The following is a 13,867-nucleotide window of genomic DNA, read 5'->3' on the forward strand; positions in this document are numbered from 1 at the left end:
GGCACCTGCTCTATGGCGCATTGCTTCTCAAAGCAGACATTTCCTCGCCCCGCTCCCCACCCTCTCCGCCGCATCCGCCTGCAAGGCATCCAGGTCGATCACCGCATCGGCCATCGCCGTCAACTCGGGCGTCTGGGAGATGAAGAACTCCCGTTCGTAGCCGCCCAGGCGCAACACCTCGCGCTTCATGGCCATGAACATGCGTTTGCGATCCGGGTCGAGCGCACCGTCTGCCTCGTCCGAGAACAGCGTCGTGTAGCGCCGGCCCGAGTGCTGCGCCAGGTACAGGGCAATGGCGCGCGTCAGGGACATTTCTATCCAGGTTCTTTCGCCGCCACTCATCAACCCGATGCTTTTGCTCTCGCCGCTTTCGCCGTCGTGCACGATGATGTCGAAGCCTTCTCTTTGCTCTCCCTTGCCCGTCTCGACCAAGGTGCGGATGGACACCGTGAAGCGTGGACCGTAGCAGGCCAGCAGGAGGTCGTTGGCCAGCCCCGACAGGGTCGGCCCTGCATCGTCGATCGCCAGCGCGATCAGGCCATCGTTGCTCATGCAGCGCGCAAAGAGATTCCAGCCTCCCAGTTCCGTCTCGATCGCGACCACGCGGGCGGCAATACTGCCGCGTCGGGTGGCCAAGACATGCGCTTGCTGCGCCAGCACTTCCAACGCTTGTGCGTCGCGCAGCGCAGTAAGGTGCGATGCCTCGGCTGCGGCGACTGCTTCACCAGCCGATTTCATGGCCTGCGCTGCGGCATCCAACTGCCGGCCATCGAACGGCGCCGGCAAGGCCGCGAGCGATTCGTCGAGTCGGACAAGCGACGCGCTGAGCCGTCTTGCTTGTAGCTCGGTCTGGCTGGCGATGGTTTGCCTGGCTGCCGCGATCTGCTGCCGTTCCGCCTGTTCGTCGGCAGTCTCCGTGACGCGGCCATCGGCGCCGCCCGGCCCGAGTACCGTGAATTCCCTGTCGATGTCGGCCAGCGAAATCCGAGCCTGAGACATCTCGTCGCGCCTGGCTGCCAACACAGCGAAGCTCGATGCCCGTCCACGGGCCATCTGGCATCGGTGCTCGGCCCAGGCAAGCGCCTGCGGTGCCTCCGCCAAGGCGGCGCGCTGCTGACGCACGGCCGCCAGTTCCCGCTGGGCTTGCGCCTTCTCCCGCGCCAGCCGGGTGATCTGCCCCTTCGCGCTCGGGATCAGCGCCTGCGCTTCGCGTGCGTCGCCCAGCAACTTGCACAGCCCCTGCAGATCGGTTCCGACGCAAGGCACTTCGCTGGTCAGCCCGAAACGGCGAGCCAGTTCATCGGCCTTGAGCGCAGCCTTCCCGGCCTCGCGTTCGATGCCCGCGATCTGGTTCACGACCACGCGCTCGGTACCTTCGCATTGCGCGAGCAGTTGCACCCTCTGCCGGCAAGCCGGGATGCGCGCGAGGCGCAGCGACAGCACCTGTTCGGCCAATGGCAGTCGGGCGCCTGCCCGCTGCACGACATCGGCGACTGCCAGGGCGCGCAGACACTGCTGCCGCTTGCTCATCAGCCCCTGCCACCGGGTGCGCTGCTGAGCCCACCGCTGGGCGATGCTTTGCTGCAAACGATCCAATCGCCGCTGCTCATTCGAGGCCTGGGCGTCGAGCGCATCGCTCGCCTGGATGCCAGCATCGACCAGGGCTTGGCGTTCGGCCAGCAGTTGTGCGCGGCGCGTTTCGGTGGCTCGCGACTGATCGCGCTGCGCCACCAATCGAGCTTGCGCTGTCCGCCCGACCTCCAGCGCCGTTTGCGCAGCGTGCCTCGCAGCAAGCCCCTGCGTCACACTTGCGCCAGCACTGCCGAGGCGCAGTTGTTCAGCGGCAACCCGTGTCGATTCGGCGTCGAGTGCGATCAGTTCCTGCCTCACGGCTGTCAGCCCTGCCTTGAGCAGACGCGCCGTCTCGACCGCCTGCTGGCCCAGAGCGCGGATCTCCTCCTGTCCCAGCAAGTCGGCCAGCAAGGTCTTGATTTCGGCGTTGCGATAAGTGCTGAGCTGGCGTTTGCCCTGCGCGGCGAACACCGACGTGAAGAAGGTATCGGCACTGCCGCAAATGACCTCCACGCAGCGCGTGTATGTCTCCACCTTGCCGTCGGAGACGGTGCCGTCATCGAGCCGCATGGGCTGCCAGCGTCCGGCATCGTCGAGCACGAACAGGAACGCTTCGGTGCGGCGCCGGCCGTTCAATCGGACCACCACCTGAGAACGGTAACTCCTGCCCTCGTGGGCCCAGGTCAGGTCTTTCTCGTTCTCCGGCAGACAGACGTGGTCGTAGTAGGAGAAGCCCCCTGGGCCAGCCACCGCCGCACGCGATGGCATGGTCAAGAAGGGCTGCGCGCATTCCATGACGGTGCTCTTGCCGCGCCCGTTCGCGCCCACGATGGCAACGAGTTGTGCGCCATTGGCCAAACGCTCGAAATCCAGTGTGAGGACATCGAGACCCAGGCCGTCGCGAATGCCGCGAAAGCCCTTGAGAGTCAGAGACAGAGGTTGCATGGTGGCGCTCCCGGGATTGACCGACCCAGTCTCGCGCGCACGTTGTCGCGGTCAAGCCCAGGCCGCACGCCACCTGCCCTCGCCCAATGCCTGCCCGGATATGCTTTGCCCCTTCGAACCACTATGCTCCAGAGCCGAGGCCCCGCTTGATCCGCATCTTCTTCGCTTACCACCTGACGCACTACTTCGGTCCGTTCAGCCTGAGCAGCTACCACACCAACAGCTCCCACGCGCGCGAGAGCGATCTCGTGTATGTCGTGTCCGGGGACGTGGCGGTGGACGGCGGCAAGGACTATGCGTTGGAAGGCCTCTTCAAGATTCACCGCCGCAGCGACGGGCCCTTCCAACTCGCCAACCTCAAAGGCAAGCCGGCAGACTTCCAGTACAAGCTGACGATGCAGCCGGTGCGGGTTCCGGATGCGCCCATCCCCTTGTCCAGGGCGGACTGGTACGACCGCCAGGAAGTGCACCGGTACTTTTCGAGCGGGCAGAACTTCAACCCCTTGCCGACCTCGCCCGACTACAAGGAACGGTTCGACACCCTGCTTGTCTGGCTTTGGTCAGGCCGACGCAAGCGAACTGGCGGACGATCTGGCCGCCATCGAACGCAACGAGTCCGATGTCACCCAGCGGGAAGCGCTGGTGCAAGCCCGCATCGGGCAGGGCCGTTTCAAGGCAGATGTCACGCGCCTGTGGGGCCTGGGCGAAACCTGCGCCTTGACCGGTCTCCCTTGCCGGAGTTGCTGATCGCGTCGCACATCAAGCCGTGGCGAGACTCGAGCAACGTCGAGCGCCTCGATCCGACGAATGGGTTGCTGATCGCCGTGCATGTCGACAAGCTGTTCGATCGGCACCTCTTGAGCTTCGAGTTGCAGGGGGACGATTTCCGGGCCGTGGTCGCGCCGCGCGCGCGGCCAGTTGCCGCCAAACTGGGCGTCACACCCGGCATGCCCTTGGCAAGCTCGGCGCTGTCGCCGGGTAGCATGAGCCGCATCGGACAGTACATGGTCGGCCACCTGGCCCGCTCTCGACAGAAGAAGGTCGACGCTGCGCCCAGCAGGTGAGCCCTCCAAGAATTCGATCGCGCTGAACGCCGCTCAGGCGGCAAGCGCTGCGTTGGCGTCGAGCAATATTTCCGGCGGGGTCGGCAGCACCGGCGTACCGTTGACGGCTGTGACGGCGGCGTCAGAGCGCAATACGCGCTCGGCGATCTCTTCCGGCGGCGCAGAGGCCAGTTGCGCCAGACAGGCCAGCAAGGGCGCGGGATCAGCTTGCGTCGCCTGCGCCCAAATATGCACCTTGTCTTCCAGGCTCCCCAGCCGGGAGATACCGGCCGCCCGGGTGCGCAGCACGGGCACGATGCGTCCCTCCAGCTTGGTTTGCGCCGCACTCTCCAGCAGCCGCTGGATGGCAGCGCGGTCAACCTCGTGGCGGTCTTCTTCGGCGACGGTCCAACGCACGCGCACGAACGCACCTGCGATGTCCTGCCGTGCCGTGGCTGCACGCAACACATCAAGGTCCGGCTTGCCGTCGAACACGATATCGATGGTGCGGCGTGCAGGTGTCAGCTCCAGCGTGAACTGGGCTCCGTTGGCATCGACGTCCCACAGCAGGAAACCCTTGGCGCCTTCCTCGCCATGGTGGAAGCGCCCGATGGAACCGGGGTAAGCGATGCACTGCCGGCCTGCCGCTCCGTCGAATTGCCACGACTGGTGTCGGTGGATATGTCCCAGCAAGAACGCTTGGGCCTGTGCGGCGAAAAGGCTGCCGGTAGTGAACTCGTGGTCGAAACCCGCCATCGGGACGCCGTGCTCGGACACGCAACCGAAGACGGTCCCATGCGAAACGCCGATCGTCGGCATGCCGAGTGCGCGGGCGGCGCAATGAATCGGCGCGAACCCCTGCAGCAGATCGGTCAGTTGCTCACCCACGGCCTGCGCCGCTGCGCCGGCACCGACCGCTGCTGCGACGACCGCCTTGTTCACGGTGGGCACGCAGGTGAACAAGGCCAGCAGGCCCGCCGGTATTGAATCGAAGCGCCAGCCCTCGGACGCGGCCCAGCCGTGATCGGCCGTCAAGCCCACTTGCTGGATGCGATCCGCCACATGCACGGCATAGCGCCCGCCGAGCAAGCGGAAGATCGCCAGCGTTCCCGGCGGCTCGTGCGAGTACGTTCCTTGCAGCAACAGCACCGGGCAGTGATCGGCCAGCCGCCGAACCTGGGCGGCCAGCCTAGCGACGGCCGGGGCGTGCAGGTCCATCGCGTGATCGGTGGCGTCGCCGGAAATGACCGCCGCCTGGGCGTTCAGACGGATTGCCTGGTCGAGGGCATCACCGAAGCAGCGGTCGGCCTCGGCCAGATTCTTCGGGCCGTAGTGCAGGTCGGAGAAGTGTGCGATCCGGATCGGGGCGCCGGCGTTCATGAGGCCGCCTTCATTTCGCTCTCGACCTTGTCGACGTACCCCTGGGCATCGTTTCGATACCGCTCCAATTCGTCCCACGCCCGGCGACGGCCCTGCCGGTTGAGCTTCCAGCCGCTGCCCCATCGACGGTCGGTGTAGGCCAAGTACACATCTGCGCTCAGGCCGATGGCGCACGCGCGAGCGATCACCTTGTCGAGTGTCGGTTCGCCGCCATCACCGGCCGACCCAGTCCCCGAGTCCGCCACGCGGGCGGTGACCCCTGAGGCCTCAACGACTGACTGAGCGCCTTCGAGCACTTGACTCGCCAACTCGCCCTGCACGATGGCGGCATCGTCGTCCTCAGGGCCGCGCAGCAGCGCCGACACATCGACCGGTGCCTCGAGTTCGATGATCCATTGCGGTACGCGCACCGCCCAGCCCTGCTCGTCGATGTGGCTGACCTCCATCAGCCGCTTGCTCAGGTAGAACGGCGTGCGCTGTCGGTCGAGGAAGCCGGAGATTCGTCCGCCGCGCAGGAAGCCGATCGTCTCGAACTTCTGGATCGCGGCGTTCATCGCGTAGAAGCTGTTGGTGTGCAGCTCGAAGGCGCTGATCGAGCGGATGCCAGGCACGAAGAACAGGAAACGACCGCTTAGATTGCACTGCTTCGTCTGGTACTCGAGGCAGGTTTCAGGCTCGCACACGCCTCCGTTTTCCTGCCGAAGCATCGTCTTGCGGCCGCCGAACAACCGGATGGCGCGCTTGCCGTTGTCGACCAGCGGCACCGGCGCGTGGCAGCGGCAGTGCCGCACGTGACCATCGGCCGAGTACTCCGACCAGAAGCGCTTCTCGTTGGCACCCCAAGCGGCCAGTTCGTGCGGCATCACGGTCTGCCAGTGGTCCGAAGGGAATACCACCGGGAAGCGATACAGCCGACGGCCCTCACCCCGGTCCTCGCCGTGTGCGTCCAGCAGTTGCGCCGCCAGCGCCGGGTTCGCGAAGTCCTGACCCCGCACCGTGAACCAAGCCACGTTGCGCGGGATCAGCGGCGTCTTCAGGTTTGGCAATGCATCGGCCAGTGACTTCTCGATCTGGTCGAAGGACTCGCCAGCGGTCACGCCCTGGTCGTAGATTTCGCGGGCGCGCGGTTGTTCGGCTGCGGCGCGCGACAGCACCTTGATGCCTGCCCTGATCTTGCCGGCCGTGGGGAAGCGAGCCGCCGACTGGCCCAGCAACGTGGCGGGGGCCATCGGCCCGCCGTGGATGGTCACGATGGCGTTTACCATGATTGCGCTCCCTCATGCGTGTCGAGACATCTCGACAAAACATGCTCTCGCGCGAACGGACCGCGTCAAGGGCGCGAATCATCGGCTTGCAAGCGGCAGCGCCGGCATGACGGATGTGTCCGCGGGCCAGACCCAGCCGTGATCGCAAGCACGCAGGGCGGCTTCCTTGATCTCGCGGTCCCTGCCGGTCACGAAGGGGCTGAAGACTCGCAGGGGCACCGGCGCTTCGCCCACGTCCAGTAACAGCGCGTTCGGAAACCGCGCTGCACGCTGCGCGTCATACCGCAGGGGCTAGACGAAACGGCGCCGTTGCGCGATCAGCGACTGCACCAGCGGCAGTTCGTGCACGCCCTCCAGCGGAATCCAGTGCCCGTTGGTCAGCACCAGGCTGGCCGCGTCGATCTCGTAGGTGTGCTCTCGGCGCGCGCGGATCAGCGCGGCCATCACGAGGTGCACCCGGCATCCCTTGTCTGCGCCTCGCGACTCGAACAATGGAGCAAACACCCTCTCGATCCGCTTCCATGTCTTGGTGTCCACCAGCAGAGGCGCATCGGGCATGTGGCGAATCCAGACTCGGTGGCCCGAGGAGGTGGACTCGACGGCCTTGAACTCTCCGAGAACGTTCGCCAGAGGACTGCGGCCTTCGACGGGTCGCAGGATGTCGAGCTTCACACGGCGACGCTGGGCCACCGCCGGGTGGGAGGCCTCGTTGAACGGCTCTGGCACGTACAGTCGCTCCGTCAGTGGAACGCCTTTCGCAATCACCTCGTGTGCGGCCGCGGTCAGGTATTTGCGGCGCACGCCCTGGTTGCGCTTGCCCTCCATCGCAGGCGTCCACCGGTTGAACCCTGCGCGCTCGAACAGGAAGTGGATCAGGCCGCGCAAGTTGATGCGATGGCGTCCCACATCCACATCGCCGGGCAAGTCGACGCCCGAGCGTGACCACCGTGGCCAGGGGATCGCGTCCAAGGGAGGTCCACGGACAGTTCGATGGCGCCGACGGCGGACTCGCGAACCGCATCACCACCAGTTCACCCAAGCCTGACAGTGCCGGGTCCGACTCGTAGGAGGGGCAGCCGGGATGGTGCCGTTGGCCCGCCGGCATGCGCTTGACGACGAAGTGCCGTAGGGGGGAGACATACATCTCGAATCCCCCCGCGACGCACAGACACCGAGGTCGTTCGGGCGTGTTGTGGACTTGCGCCAACGCATCCTGCAGCAGCGGATGATCGACGCTGAGAACCCGTTCCCTGATCGAGAAGCGCTGTAAGTCCATGGCCTCGGCACCTTGCTCGATGCCTCGTCAAAATGACAGACGAAAGGCCTGTCCAGCCGGCAGCCATTCTGAAATGCCTCTCTCGCAGGTTGGCCGATGGTGGTCGGGAGGCGAACCGATGCGGCCCGATGGTGGCGTGATCCAACATCTCGGAGGCGGTGCAGGGTCGTGCACCATGGAGGGGACCGGCATCGACGTTCGACCTTGGATGTTCTTGTATGACAGTCGCCGCCAAGGTTCTGACGTTCACTGCGCGCGATCGCGTCCGGATCCCGGACGACAACGTTCACGAGCGTCGATGAAGCAACATCACTGGCCGCATTGAAATGCTGTCAAAGTACACTCCGTCAGCGATTGTTAAGCCGCTGAATGTGCATACTTCGCCGCGGCTGAACGAGATCTGGGCTGGGACGGCTGAAGTCAAGAATTCGGGCGACACCCATGGCCATGTGGGGGATCCGCGTGATCCGGGCGGTGGGCGAGATCATGCGTAACTCGGTGGCGAACGCCCCGCATGCGGTGACAAGATACGGCGGCGGGGAATTCGCGATCCTGCCGCCACAGACCGCGCTCAACCGGGCGCTCATCTGCCGCGCCAACGCAGCGTTGTATGAATCGAAGAATGACGGGCGAGACCGCGTGACCTGCGGCTGATCTTGATGGGGACTCTGTTGAGAAATTTCAATTCGCGCTCAACCGCGCGTCGGCCTGACCCGGTCGGAACAGGTCGCGACGACATGGTCGTTCTTTCGAGTGGGTTCAACGGGCGCCCCGCGCCTGCTCACGGCAGTGCCGCAGCCGGAGGTGACCTCGTTCAGGACGCATCGCTGGTCTCCACTCGGCATGATCTCAAAAAGCAGATCGCGCACGAACTGCGGGCGCGCAACGCGGTGCTGGTGGCCCACTACTACGTCGACGGCGATCTGCAGGACCTGGCGCAGGAGACCGGCGGTTGCGTTGCCGATTCGCTCGAGATGGCGCGCTTCGGCCGCGACCACGCGGCCCAGACGCTGGTCGTGGCCGGCGTGCGTTTCATGGGCGAGACGGCGAAGATTCTGTCGCCGCACAAACGGGTGCTGATGCCCGACCTGGAAGCGACCTGCTCGCTCGACCTGGGCTGCCCGCCCGACGAGTTCGCGGCGTTCTGCGATGCCCACCCCGGGCGCAGCGTCGTCGTCTACGCCAACACCAGCGCGGCCGTGAAATCGCGTGCCGACTGGATGGTGACGAGCTCGTGCGCCGTGGCCATCGTGCGCCACCTGCAGGGCATGGGGCAGAAGATCCTGTGGGCGCCCGACCGCCATCTCGGTCTCTACATCCAGCAGGAAACCGGCGCCGACATGCTGCTCTGGGACGGCGTCTGCATCGTGCACGACGAGTTCAAGGGCCTGGAGCTGGAGCTGATGCGCCGCGAGCACCCGCAGGCGCTGGTGCTGGTACACCCGGAGTCGCCCGCCAGCGTGGTGGCGCAGGCCGATGTGGTGGGCTCGACCACACAGCTGCTCAACGCGGTAGCGCTGGGCAAGGCGCCGGCCTACATCGTGGCCACCGACAACGGCATCCTGCACCGCATGCGCCAGTTGGCCCCCGGCAAGACACTGCTGGAAGCGCCCACCGCCGGCCAGAGCGCCACCTGCAAGAGCTGTGCGCACTGCCCTTGGATGGCGATGAACAAACTGCAGGGGGTGCTCGACTGTCTGTTGCAAGGCCGCGGCGAGATCAGCGTGCCCGAGCCGGTGCGCGGCCAGGCGCTGGGCTGCATCGAACGCATGCTCGATTTCGTGGCGGCGCATCCGGCCGGCAAACCGTTGGCACACGTCCCGCACCTCGGCGCCGCCTGACATGTTCGAGCACAACGAAACGCTGGAACAGGCGCGCGAGCGCAACATCCGCGACGCGCTGCGCGAAGACCTCGGCACCGGCGACTGGGCCGGCCGCCTGATCCCCACCGGCCGCCGCGTGCGCGCCACGGTGAAGGTGCGCGAGAACGCGGTGCTGGCGGGGCGCGACTGGTTCGACGGTTGCGTACACGCACTCGATGCGACAGCGCGCATCGTCTGGCTCTTCGACGAAGGGGCTGACCTCGCAGCCGATGCCCAGGTTTGCGAGATCGAAGCCGATGCGCGCGCCCTGCTCTCGGCCGAACGGCCCGCGCTCAACTTCCTGCAATTGCTCTCGGCCACCGCCACGACCACGCGCGAGCACGTGCGCGCGATCGAAGGCGCGTCGCCGAAGCCGACCGGCTGCGCCGTGCTCGACACGCGCAAGACCGTGCCCGGCCTGCGCCTGGCCCAGAAGTACGCGGTGCGGGTGGGCGGTGGGCAGAACCAGCGGCTCGCGCTGTGGCACGGCATGCTGATCAAGGAAAACCACATCGCCGCGGCCGGCGGCGTGGCGGCAGCGCTGGCGAGTGCATTCGCACTGCAGTCGGGCGTGGAGATCCAGTGCGAGGTCGAGACGCTGGGCCAGTTGGGCGAAGCGCTCGCCGCCGGAGCGACGAGCGTGTTGCTCGACAACTTCAGTGAGGCGGCGATGCGCGAGGCCGTGGCCATCACGGCAGGTCGCGCCGTGCTTGAAGCCTCGGGTGGCGTCACGCTTGCGCAACTGCGCAGCATCGCCGCCACTGGCGTCGACCGCATTTCGGTCGGCAAGCTGACGAAGGACGTTCGGGCGGTGGACTACTCGATGCGGGTGTCTGGCGGGGTCGAATGAGCGGCCATTGAGTCGTTCGACGCCACCGCAGCGGACAGTGTCGAACGTCCCATCGGCTCCCGAGCAGCGCACATCGGTGGTCTGCTGCTCTCCAGCAACTTGACCAGCGCATGCAGCACGCGGTTGACCGGCGTCGCAACGCCAAGCGCTTCGCCTCGACGTACGACAAAGCCGTTGAGATGATCGATCTCGCTGCGCTTTCCGCGCGCGAGATCCTGCGACGTCGAGGAGTATTGGGCTGGCATGGTCCGCGCGATCTGGCGCACGGCCGCATCGACGTCGCCCGCAATCTGAACCCCGTCGGCCCGCGCGACGGCCAGACACTCCGCCACCACGTCACGCATCACCTCGCTCACGCCGTCGCCCTGGACCAGGGGGCCATAGGGCAGGCGCGCGATTGCCGAGAGGGCGTTGTACGCACAGTTCAGGATCAGCTTGGTCCAGAGCGCCCCACGAACGTTGTCGGAAATTTCGGTCGGCACGCCTGCTTCGATCAGAATCTGTTGCACGGCATGGCTGCCGCTGAACCGCTCGATGACCAGTTCGCCGCGGCCGTGATGCCTGACGTGCCCGGGGCCGGCCATCTCGGTGGCGACATAGACCACCGCGGTCGCCACGACTTGAGGCAGCAGCGCGCGCAATCGCTGTCCGTTGTCAACGCCGTTCTGCAAGGTGAGGATCACCGCGTCGGGTGCGAGGTGCGTGCGCATCTGGGCCGCTGCGGGTTCGGTGTCGGTCGACTTCACGCAGAACAGGACCAGGTTCGCCCCGCTGACGGCGCTCGCTTCCGCACTGGCGGACAGATGCACCCGCTCGTCCCAACCGTGCGCTTCGAGCCGAAGCCCATCCCGCTCGATCGCCCGGACGTGCTCCGAACGACCAATCAGCACCACGTCGTGGCCGGCACGCGCAAGCATCCCGCCGTAATAGCAGCCGACGGCGCCCGCGCCCATCACGGCGATCCTGGTTCGCGTATCGACCGCCAAACTCATTGAAACCCGTGACACTATTTGCTCCTTGCCGAGGATGATACGGGGCCGCCGACGAAGGCCCCGAACAGCGCAAGCGCAGACCGGGATCAGCAGGAGTCGCCGCCTGTCGGCGAACGATTGGCGAACAGTATCCCGGCGCAACTCAGCGCTTGGACGCGAGCGTGCAACTCAAACCTCCACCCTCGGCGGGCCATCGGCATGGCCCTGCGCCTCGCTGCGCGCCGGCCGCGTCAGCACGGTCGGGAAACTCACCGGCAGCGGGTTCGGAAAGTCGCGGCTGTAGTGCAGGCCGCGGCTCTCGTGGCGCATCAGCGCCGAGCGCACGACCAGCTCGGCGCAGTCGACCAGATTGCGCAATTCCAGCAGGTCGCGGTTGACACGGAAATTGGCGTAGTACTCGTCGATCTCGCCGCGCAGCAGCGCGATGCGGTGCAGCGCGCGCTCGAGCCGGCGCGTGGTGCGCACGATGCCGACGTAGTTCCACATCAGCAGGCGCAGCTCGTCCCAGTTGTGCGAGATCACGACCTGCTCGTCGGCGTCCTCGACCTGGCTTTCGTCCCAGTCCGGCACCGACGGCCCCGCGCTCTGCGCCTGACACACGATGTGCTCGGCGCAGGTGCGGCCCATCACGACGCATTCCAGCAGCGAGTTGCTGGCGAGCCGGTTCGCGCCGTGCAGCCCGGTGTAGCCGGCTTCGCCGACCGCATACAGGCCTGACAGGTCGGCACGGCCATCGAGGTCGGTGACGATGCCGCCGCAGGTGTAGTGCGCGGCCGGGACCACGGGAATGGGCTGGCGCGCGATGTCGATGCCGAGTTGCAGGCAACGCGCGTGGATGGTCGGGAAGTGCGCTTTCAGGAAGGCTTCGCCCAGGTGCGTGGCGTCGAGCAGCACGCAGTCGAAGCCGTGTTTTTTCATCTCGAAGTCGATCGCGCGGGCCACGATGTCGCGCGGGGCAAGCTCGGCGCGCTCGTCGTGGTTCGGCATGAAACGTGTGCCCCCGGCGGGATCGCCGGCGGGTGCATCGGGCAGGCGCAGAATCGCACCCTCGCCGCGCAACGCTTCGGTGATCAGGAAGCTGCGTTCCTGCGAGTGGTACAGGCAGGTGGGGTGGAACTGGATGAACTCCATGTTCGCCACCCGGCAGCCGGCGCGCCAAGCCATCGCGATGCCGTCGCCGGTGGCGGTGTCGGGGTTGGTGGTGTAGCGGTAGACCTTGCCGATGCCGCCAGTGGCCAGCACCACCGCGCTGGCGGCGAGTGTTTCGACGCGGCCTTGGGCGATGTCGAGCGCGTAGACGCCGTAACAGCGCTGCGCCGGCGCGCGCTTCAGGTGGCGCGAGGTGATCAGGTCGACGGCCATCGTGTGTTCGCGCAGCTCGATGTTCGGGTGCGCCGCGGCGCGTGCGAGCAGGGCGCTGTGGATCGCCTTGCCGGTCGCGTCGGCCGCGTGCGCGATGCGCCGCACGCCGTGGCCACCCTCGCGCGTGAGGTGCAGGCCGAGCGGGCCGGCCGCATCGTCGGTGAAGAGCACGCCTTGCTGCATCAGCCACTCGACGGCGGCGGCGCTGTTCTGCGAGATGAAGCGCGCGCTGTGTTCGTCGACGAGGCCGGCACCGGCCTCCTGCGTGTCGCGCACGTGCGCAGCCACGCTGTCGTCGGCGCCCAGCACGCCGACGATGCCGCCTTGCGCCCACGCCGTCGCGCCTTCGTGCAGGCCGCGCTTGGCGAGCACGATCACGCGGCGCTGGTCGGCCAGATGCAGGGCCGTGCACAGCCCGGCCAGGCCGGCACCGACGATGACGATGGGCAGGGCAGCGCTGTCGGGCATCGCCTAACTTGCCGCGTCGAGTTCGAGGTTGTCGATCAGGCGTGTTGTGCCGAGTTTCGCCGCCGCCACCACAACGAGCGCCTCGCCGCTCGATGGCGCCGCCAGATCGCTGCGGCGCCGGATTGCCACGTAGTCGGGCGACCAGCCACGGGCGGTGAGCGATTGCATCGCCGCGTCTTCCAGCGCCGCCAAATCGCGCCGGCCGCTGCGCAGCGCCGCTGCAATGCCCTTGAGTTCGCGCGACAGCGTGACCGCCTCGACCCGCCGCGTGACATCGAGGTAGCCGTTGCGCGACGACAGTGCCAGGCCGTCTTCGGCGCGGGTCGTCTCACCCGCAACGATGTCGATCGGCAGTGCGAGCTGCCGCACCATCTGGCGGATCACCATCAGCTGCTGGTAGTCCTTCTTGCCGAAAACCGCCACACGGGGCTGCACGCAATTGAAGAGCTTGAGCACCACGGTGCACACGCCGGTAAAGAAGCCGGGGCGGAAATGGCCCTCGAGGATGTCGGCGAGCGCGCCGGGCGGCTGCACCTTGTAGGCCTGCGGCTCCGGGTACAGCTCGGCCTCGTTCGGTGCGAACACGAAGTTGCAGCCCGCGGCGCGCAGCATCTCGCAGTCGCGCTCCAGCGTGCGCGGGTAGGTGTCGAAGTCTTCGTGCGGTGCGAACTGGAGCCGGTTGACGAAGATGCTCGCCACCACCGGGCCGCCGGCTTCCTTCGCGCACTCGATCAGCGACAGGTGGCCGGCGTGCAGGTTGCCCATGGTGGGCACGAGGGTGGTCCGGGTGGTGCCGGCCAGCGCCTGGCGCAGTTCGGCAATGGTGTGGATGACGCGCATGGTGGAACGGGT

General features: G+C 66.8%; 11 protein-coding genes and 1 pseudogene. 4 read left to right on the plus strand and 8 right to left on the minus strand.

All coding sequences use genetic code 11. The features are described from left to right. Nucleotides 1-27: 27 nt before the first annotated feature. On the minus strand, nt 28-2,517 hold the full coding sequence (locus tag ACWH49_RS26915) for a DNA repair protein (protein WP_448174242.1): 2,490 nt from the start codon (nt 2,515-2,517) through the stop codon (nt 28-30). A 146-nt stretch (nt 2,518-2,663) separates the two neighbouring features. On the opposite strand from ACWH49_RS26915, the gene ACWH49_RS26920 reads away from it, so the two are divergent. Then, nucleotides 2,664-3,581 (plus strand): HNH endonuclease, encoded by a 918-nt coding sequence (locus ACWH49_RS26920; protein WP_448174243.1) that lies wholly within the window; start codon nt 2,664-2,666, stop codon nt 3,579-3,581. Between the two features lie 33 nt (nt 3,582-3,614). Here the strand turns inward: ACWH49_RS26920 and ACWH49_RS26925 are convergent, their stop codons facing one another. From ACWH49_RS26925 to ACWH49_RS26940, 4 genes and pseudogenes are all read right to left on the minus strand, one after another. Further along, on the minus strand, nt 3,615-4,940 hold the full coding sequence (locus ACWH49_RS26925) for a metallophosphoesterase family protein (protein WP_448174244.1): 1,326 nt from the start codon (nt 4,938-4,940) through the stop codon (nt 3,615-3,617). Further along, nucleotides 4,937-6,205, minus strand: a complete 1,269-nt coding sequence (locus ACWH49_RS26930) for a recombination directionality factor (protein WP_448174245.1) — start codon at nt 6,203-6,205, stop codon at nt 4,937-4,939. Before ACWH49_RS26930 ends, ACWH49_RS26925 begins: the two co-directional genes overlap by 4 nt. Nucleotides 6,206-6,496: 291 nt before the next feature. Further along, entirely contained in the window at nt 6,497-7,174 is a 678-nt protein-coding gene (locus ACWH49_RS26935; protein WP_448174246.1) for a DUF1173 family protein, read from the minus strand. Nucleotides 7,175-7,289: 115 nt separating this feature from the next. Further along, nucleotides 7,290-7,481: pseudogene (locus tag ACWH49_RS26940) on the minus strand (DUF1173 family protein); the annotation flags it as partial. Nucleotides 7,482-7,922: 441 nt separating this feature from the next. Here ACWH49_RS26940 and ACWH49_RS26945 point away from each other — a divergent pair. The 3 genes from ACWH49_RS26945 (at nt 7,923) to nadC (ending at nt 10,193) form a co-directional block, all read left to right on the plus strand. Continuing rightward, nucleotides 7,923-8,135, plus strand: a complete 213-nt coding sequence (locus ACWH49_RS26945) for a hypothetical protein (protein WP_448174247.1) — start codon at nt 7,923-7,925, stop codon at nt 8,133-8,135. An 83-nt stretch (nt 8,136-8,218) separates the two neighbouring features. Further along, nucleotides 8,219-9,322 (plus strand): quinolinate synthase NadA, encoded by a 1,104-nt coding sequence (gene nadA / locus ACWH49_RS26950; RefSeq protein WP_448174248.1) that lies wholly within the window; start codon nt 8,219-8,221, stop codon nt 9,320-9,322. 1 nt (nt 9,323) lies between these two features. After that, nucleotides 9,324-10,193, plus strand: coding sequence for a carboxylating nicotinate-nucleotide diphosphorylase (nadC, locus tag ACWH49_RS26955; protein WP_448174249.1), 870 nt, complete (start codon nt 9,324-9,326; stop codon nt 10,191-10,193). Here the strand turns inward: nadC and ACWH49_RS26960 are convergent. From ACWH49_RS26960 to panC, 3 genes are all read right to left on the minus strand, one after another. Further along, the gene (locus ACWH49_RS26960; RefSeq protein WP_448174250.1) at nt 10,160-11,146 is read right to left on the minus strand and encodes a ketopantoate reductase family protein; all 987 of its coding nucleotides are present in this window, start codon (nt 11,144-11,146) and stop codon (nt 10,160-10,162) included. The two genes, nadC and ACWH49_RS26960, sit on opposite strands and share 34 nt — an antisense overlap. A 207-nt stretch (nt 11,147-11,353) precedes the next feature. Then, nucleotides 11,354-13,015 carry an L-aspartate oxidase gene (nadB, locus tag ACWH49_RS26965; RefSeq protein ID WP_448174251.1) on the minus strand — a complete coding sequence of 554 codons (1,662 nt, stop codon included), beginning with the start codon at nt 13,013-13,015 and terminating at the stop codon, nt 11,354-11,356. Between the two features lie 3 nt (nt 13,016-13,018). After that, the gene (gene panC / locus ACWH49_RS26970; protein ID WP_448174252.1) at nt 13,019-13,855 is read right to left on the minus strand and encodes a pantoate--beta-alanine ligase; all 837 of its coding nucleotides are present in this window, start codon (nt 13,853-13,855) and stop codon (nt 13,019-13,021) included. Nucleotides 13,856-13,867: the final 12 nt, after the last annotated feature.

Source organism: Rhizobacter fulvus (genome assembly GCF_964020785.1).

What these genes read in the sequence shown, in the direction of transcription:
- ACWH49_RS26925 (WP_448174244.1), bottom strand. Translation starts at nt 4,940, where the DNA reads ATGAACGCCGGCGCCCCGATCCGGATCGCACACTTCTCCGACCTGCAC.
- nadA (WP_448174248.1), top strand. Translation starts at nt 8,219, where the DNA reads ATGGTCGTTCTTTCGAGTGGGTTCAACGGGCGCCCCGCGCCTGCTCAC.
- ACWH49_RS26915 (WP_448174242.1), bottom strand. Translation starts at nt 2,517, where the DNA reads ATGCAACCTCTGTCTCTGACTCTCAAGGGCTTTCGCGGCATTCGCGAC.
- nadC (WP_448174249.1), top strand. Translation starts at nt 9,324, where the DNA reads ATGTTCGAGCACAACGAAACGCTGGAACAGGCGCGCGAGCGCAACATC.
- ACWH49_RS26945 (WP_448174247.1), top strand. Translation starts at nt 7,923, where the DNA reads ATGGCCATGTGGGGGATCCGCGTGATCCGGGCGGTGGGCGAGATCATG.
- nadB (WP_448174251.1), bottom strand. Translation starts at nt 13,015, where the DNA reads ATGCCCGACAGCGCTGCCCTGCCCATCGTCATCGTCGGTGCCGGCCTG.
- ACWH49_RS26930 (WP_448174245.1), bottom strand. Translation starts at nt 6,205, where the DNA reads ATGGTAAACGCCATCGTGACCATCCACGGCGGGCCGATGGCCCCCGCC.
- ACWH49_RS26960 (WP_448174250.1), bottom strand. Translation starts at nt 11,146, where the DNA reads ATGGGCGCGGGCGCCGTCGGCTGCTATTACGGCGGGATGCTTGCGCGT.
- panC (WP_448174252.1), bottom strand. Translation starts at nt 13,855, where the DNA reads ATGCGCGTCATCCACACCATTGCCGAACTGCGCCAGGCGCTGGCCGGC.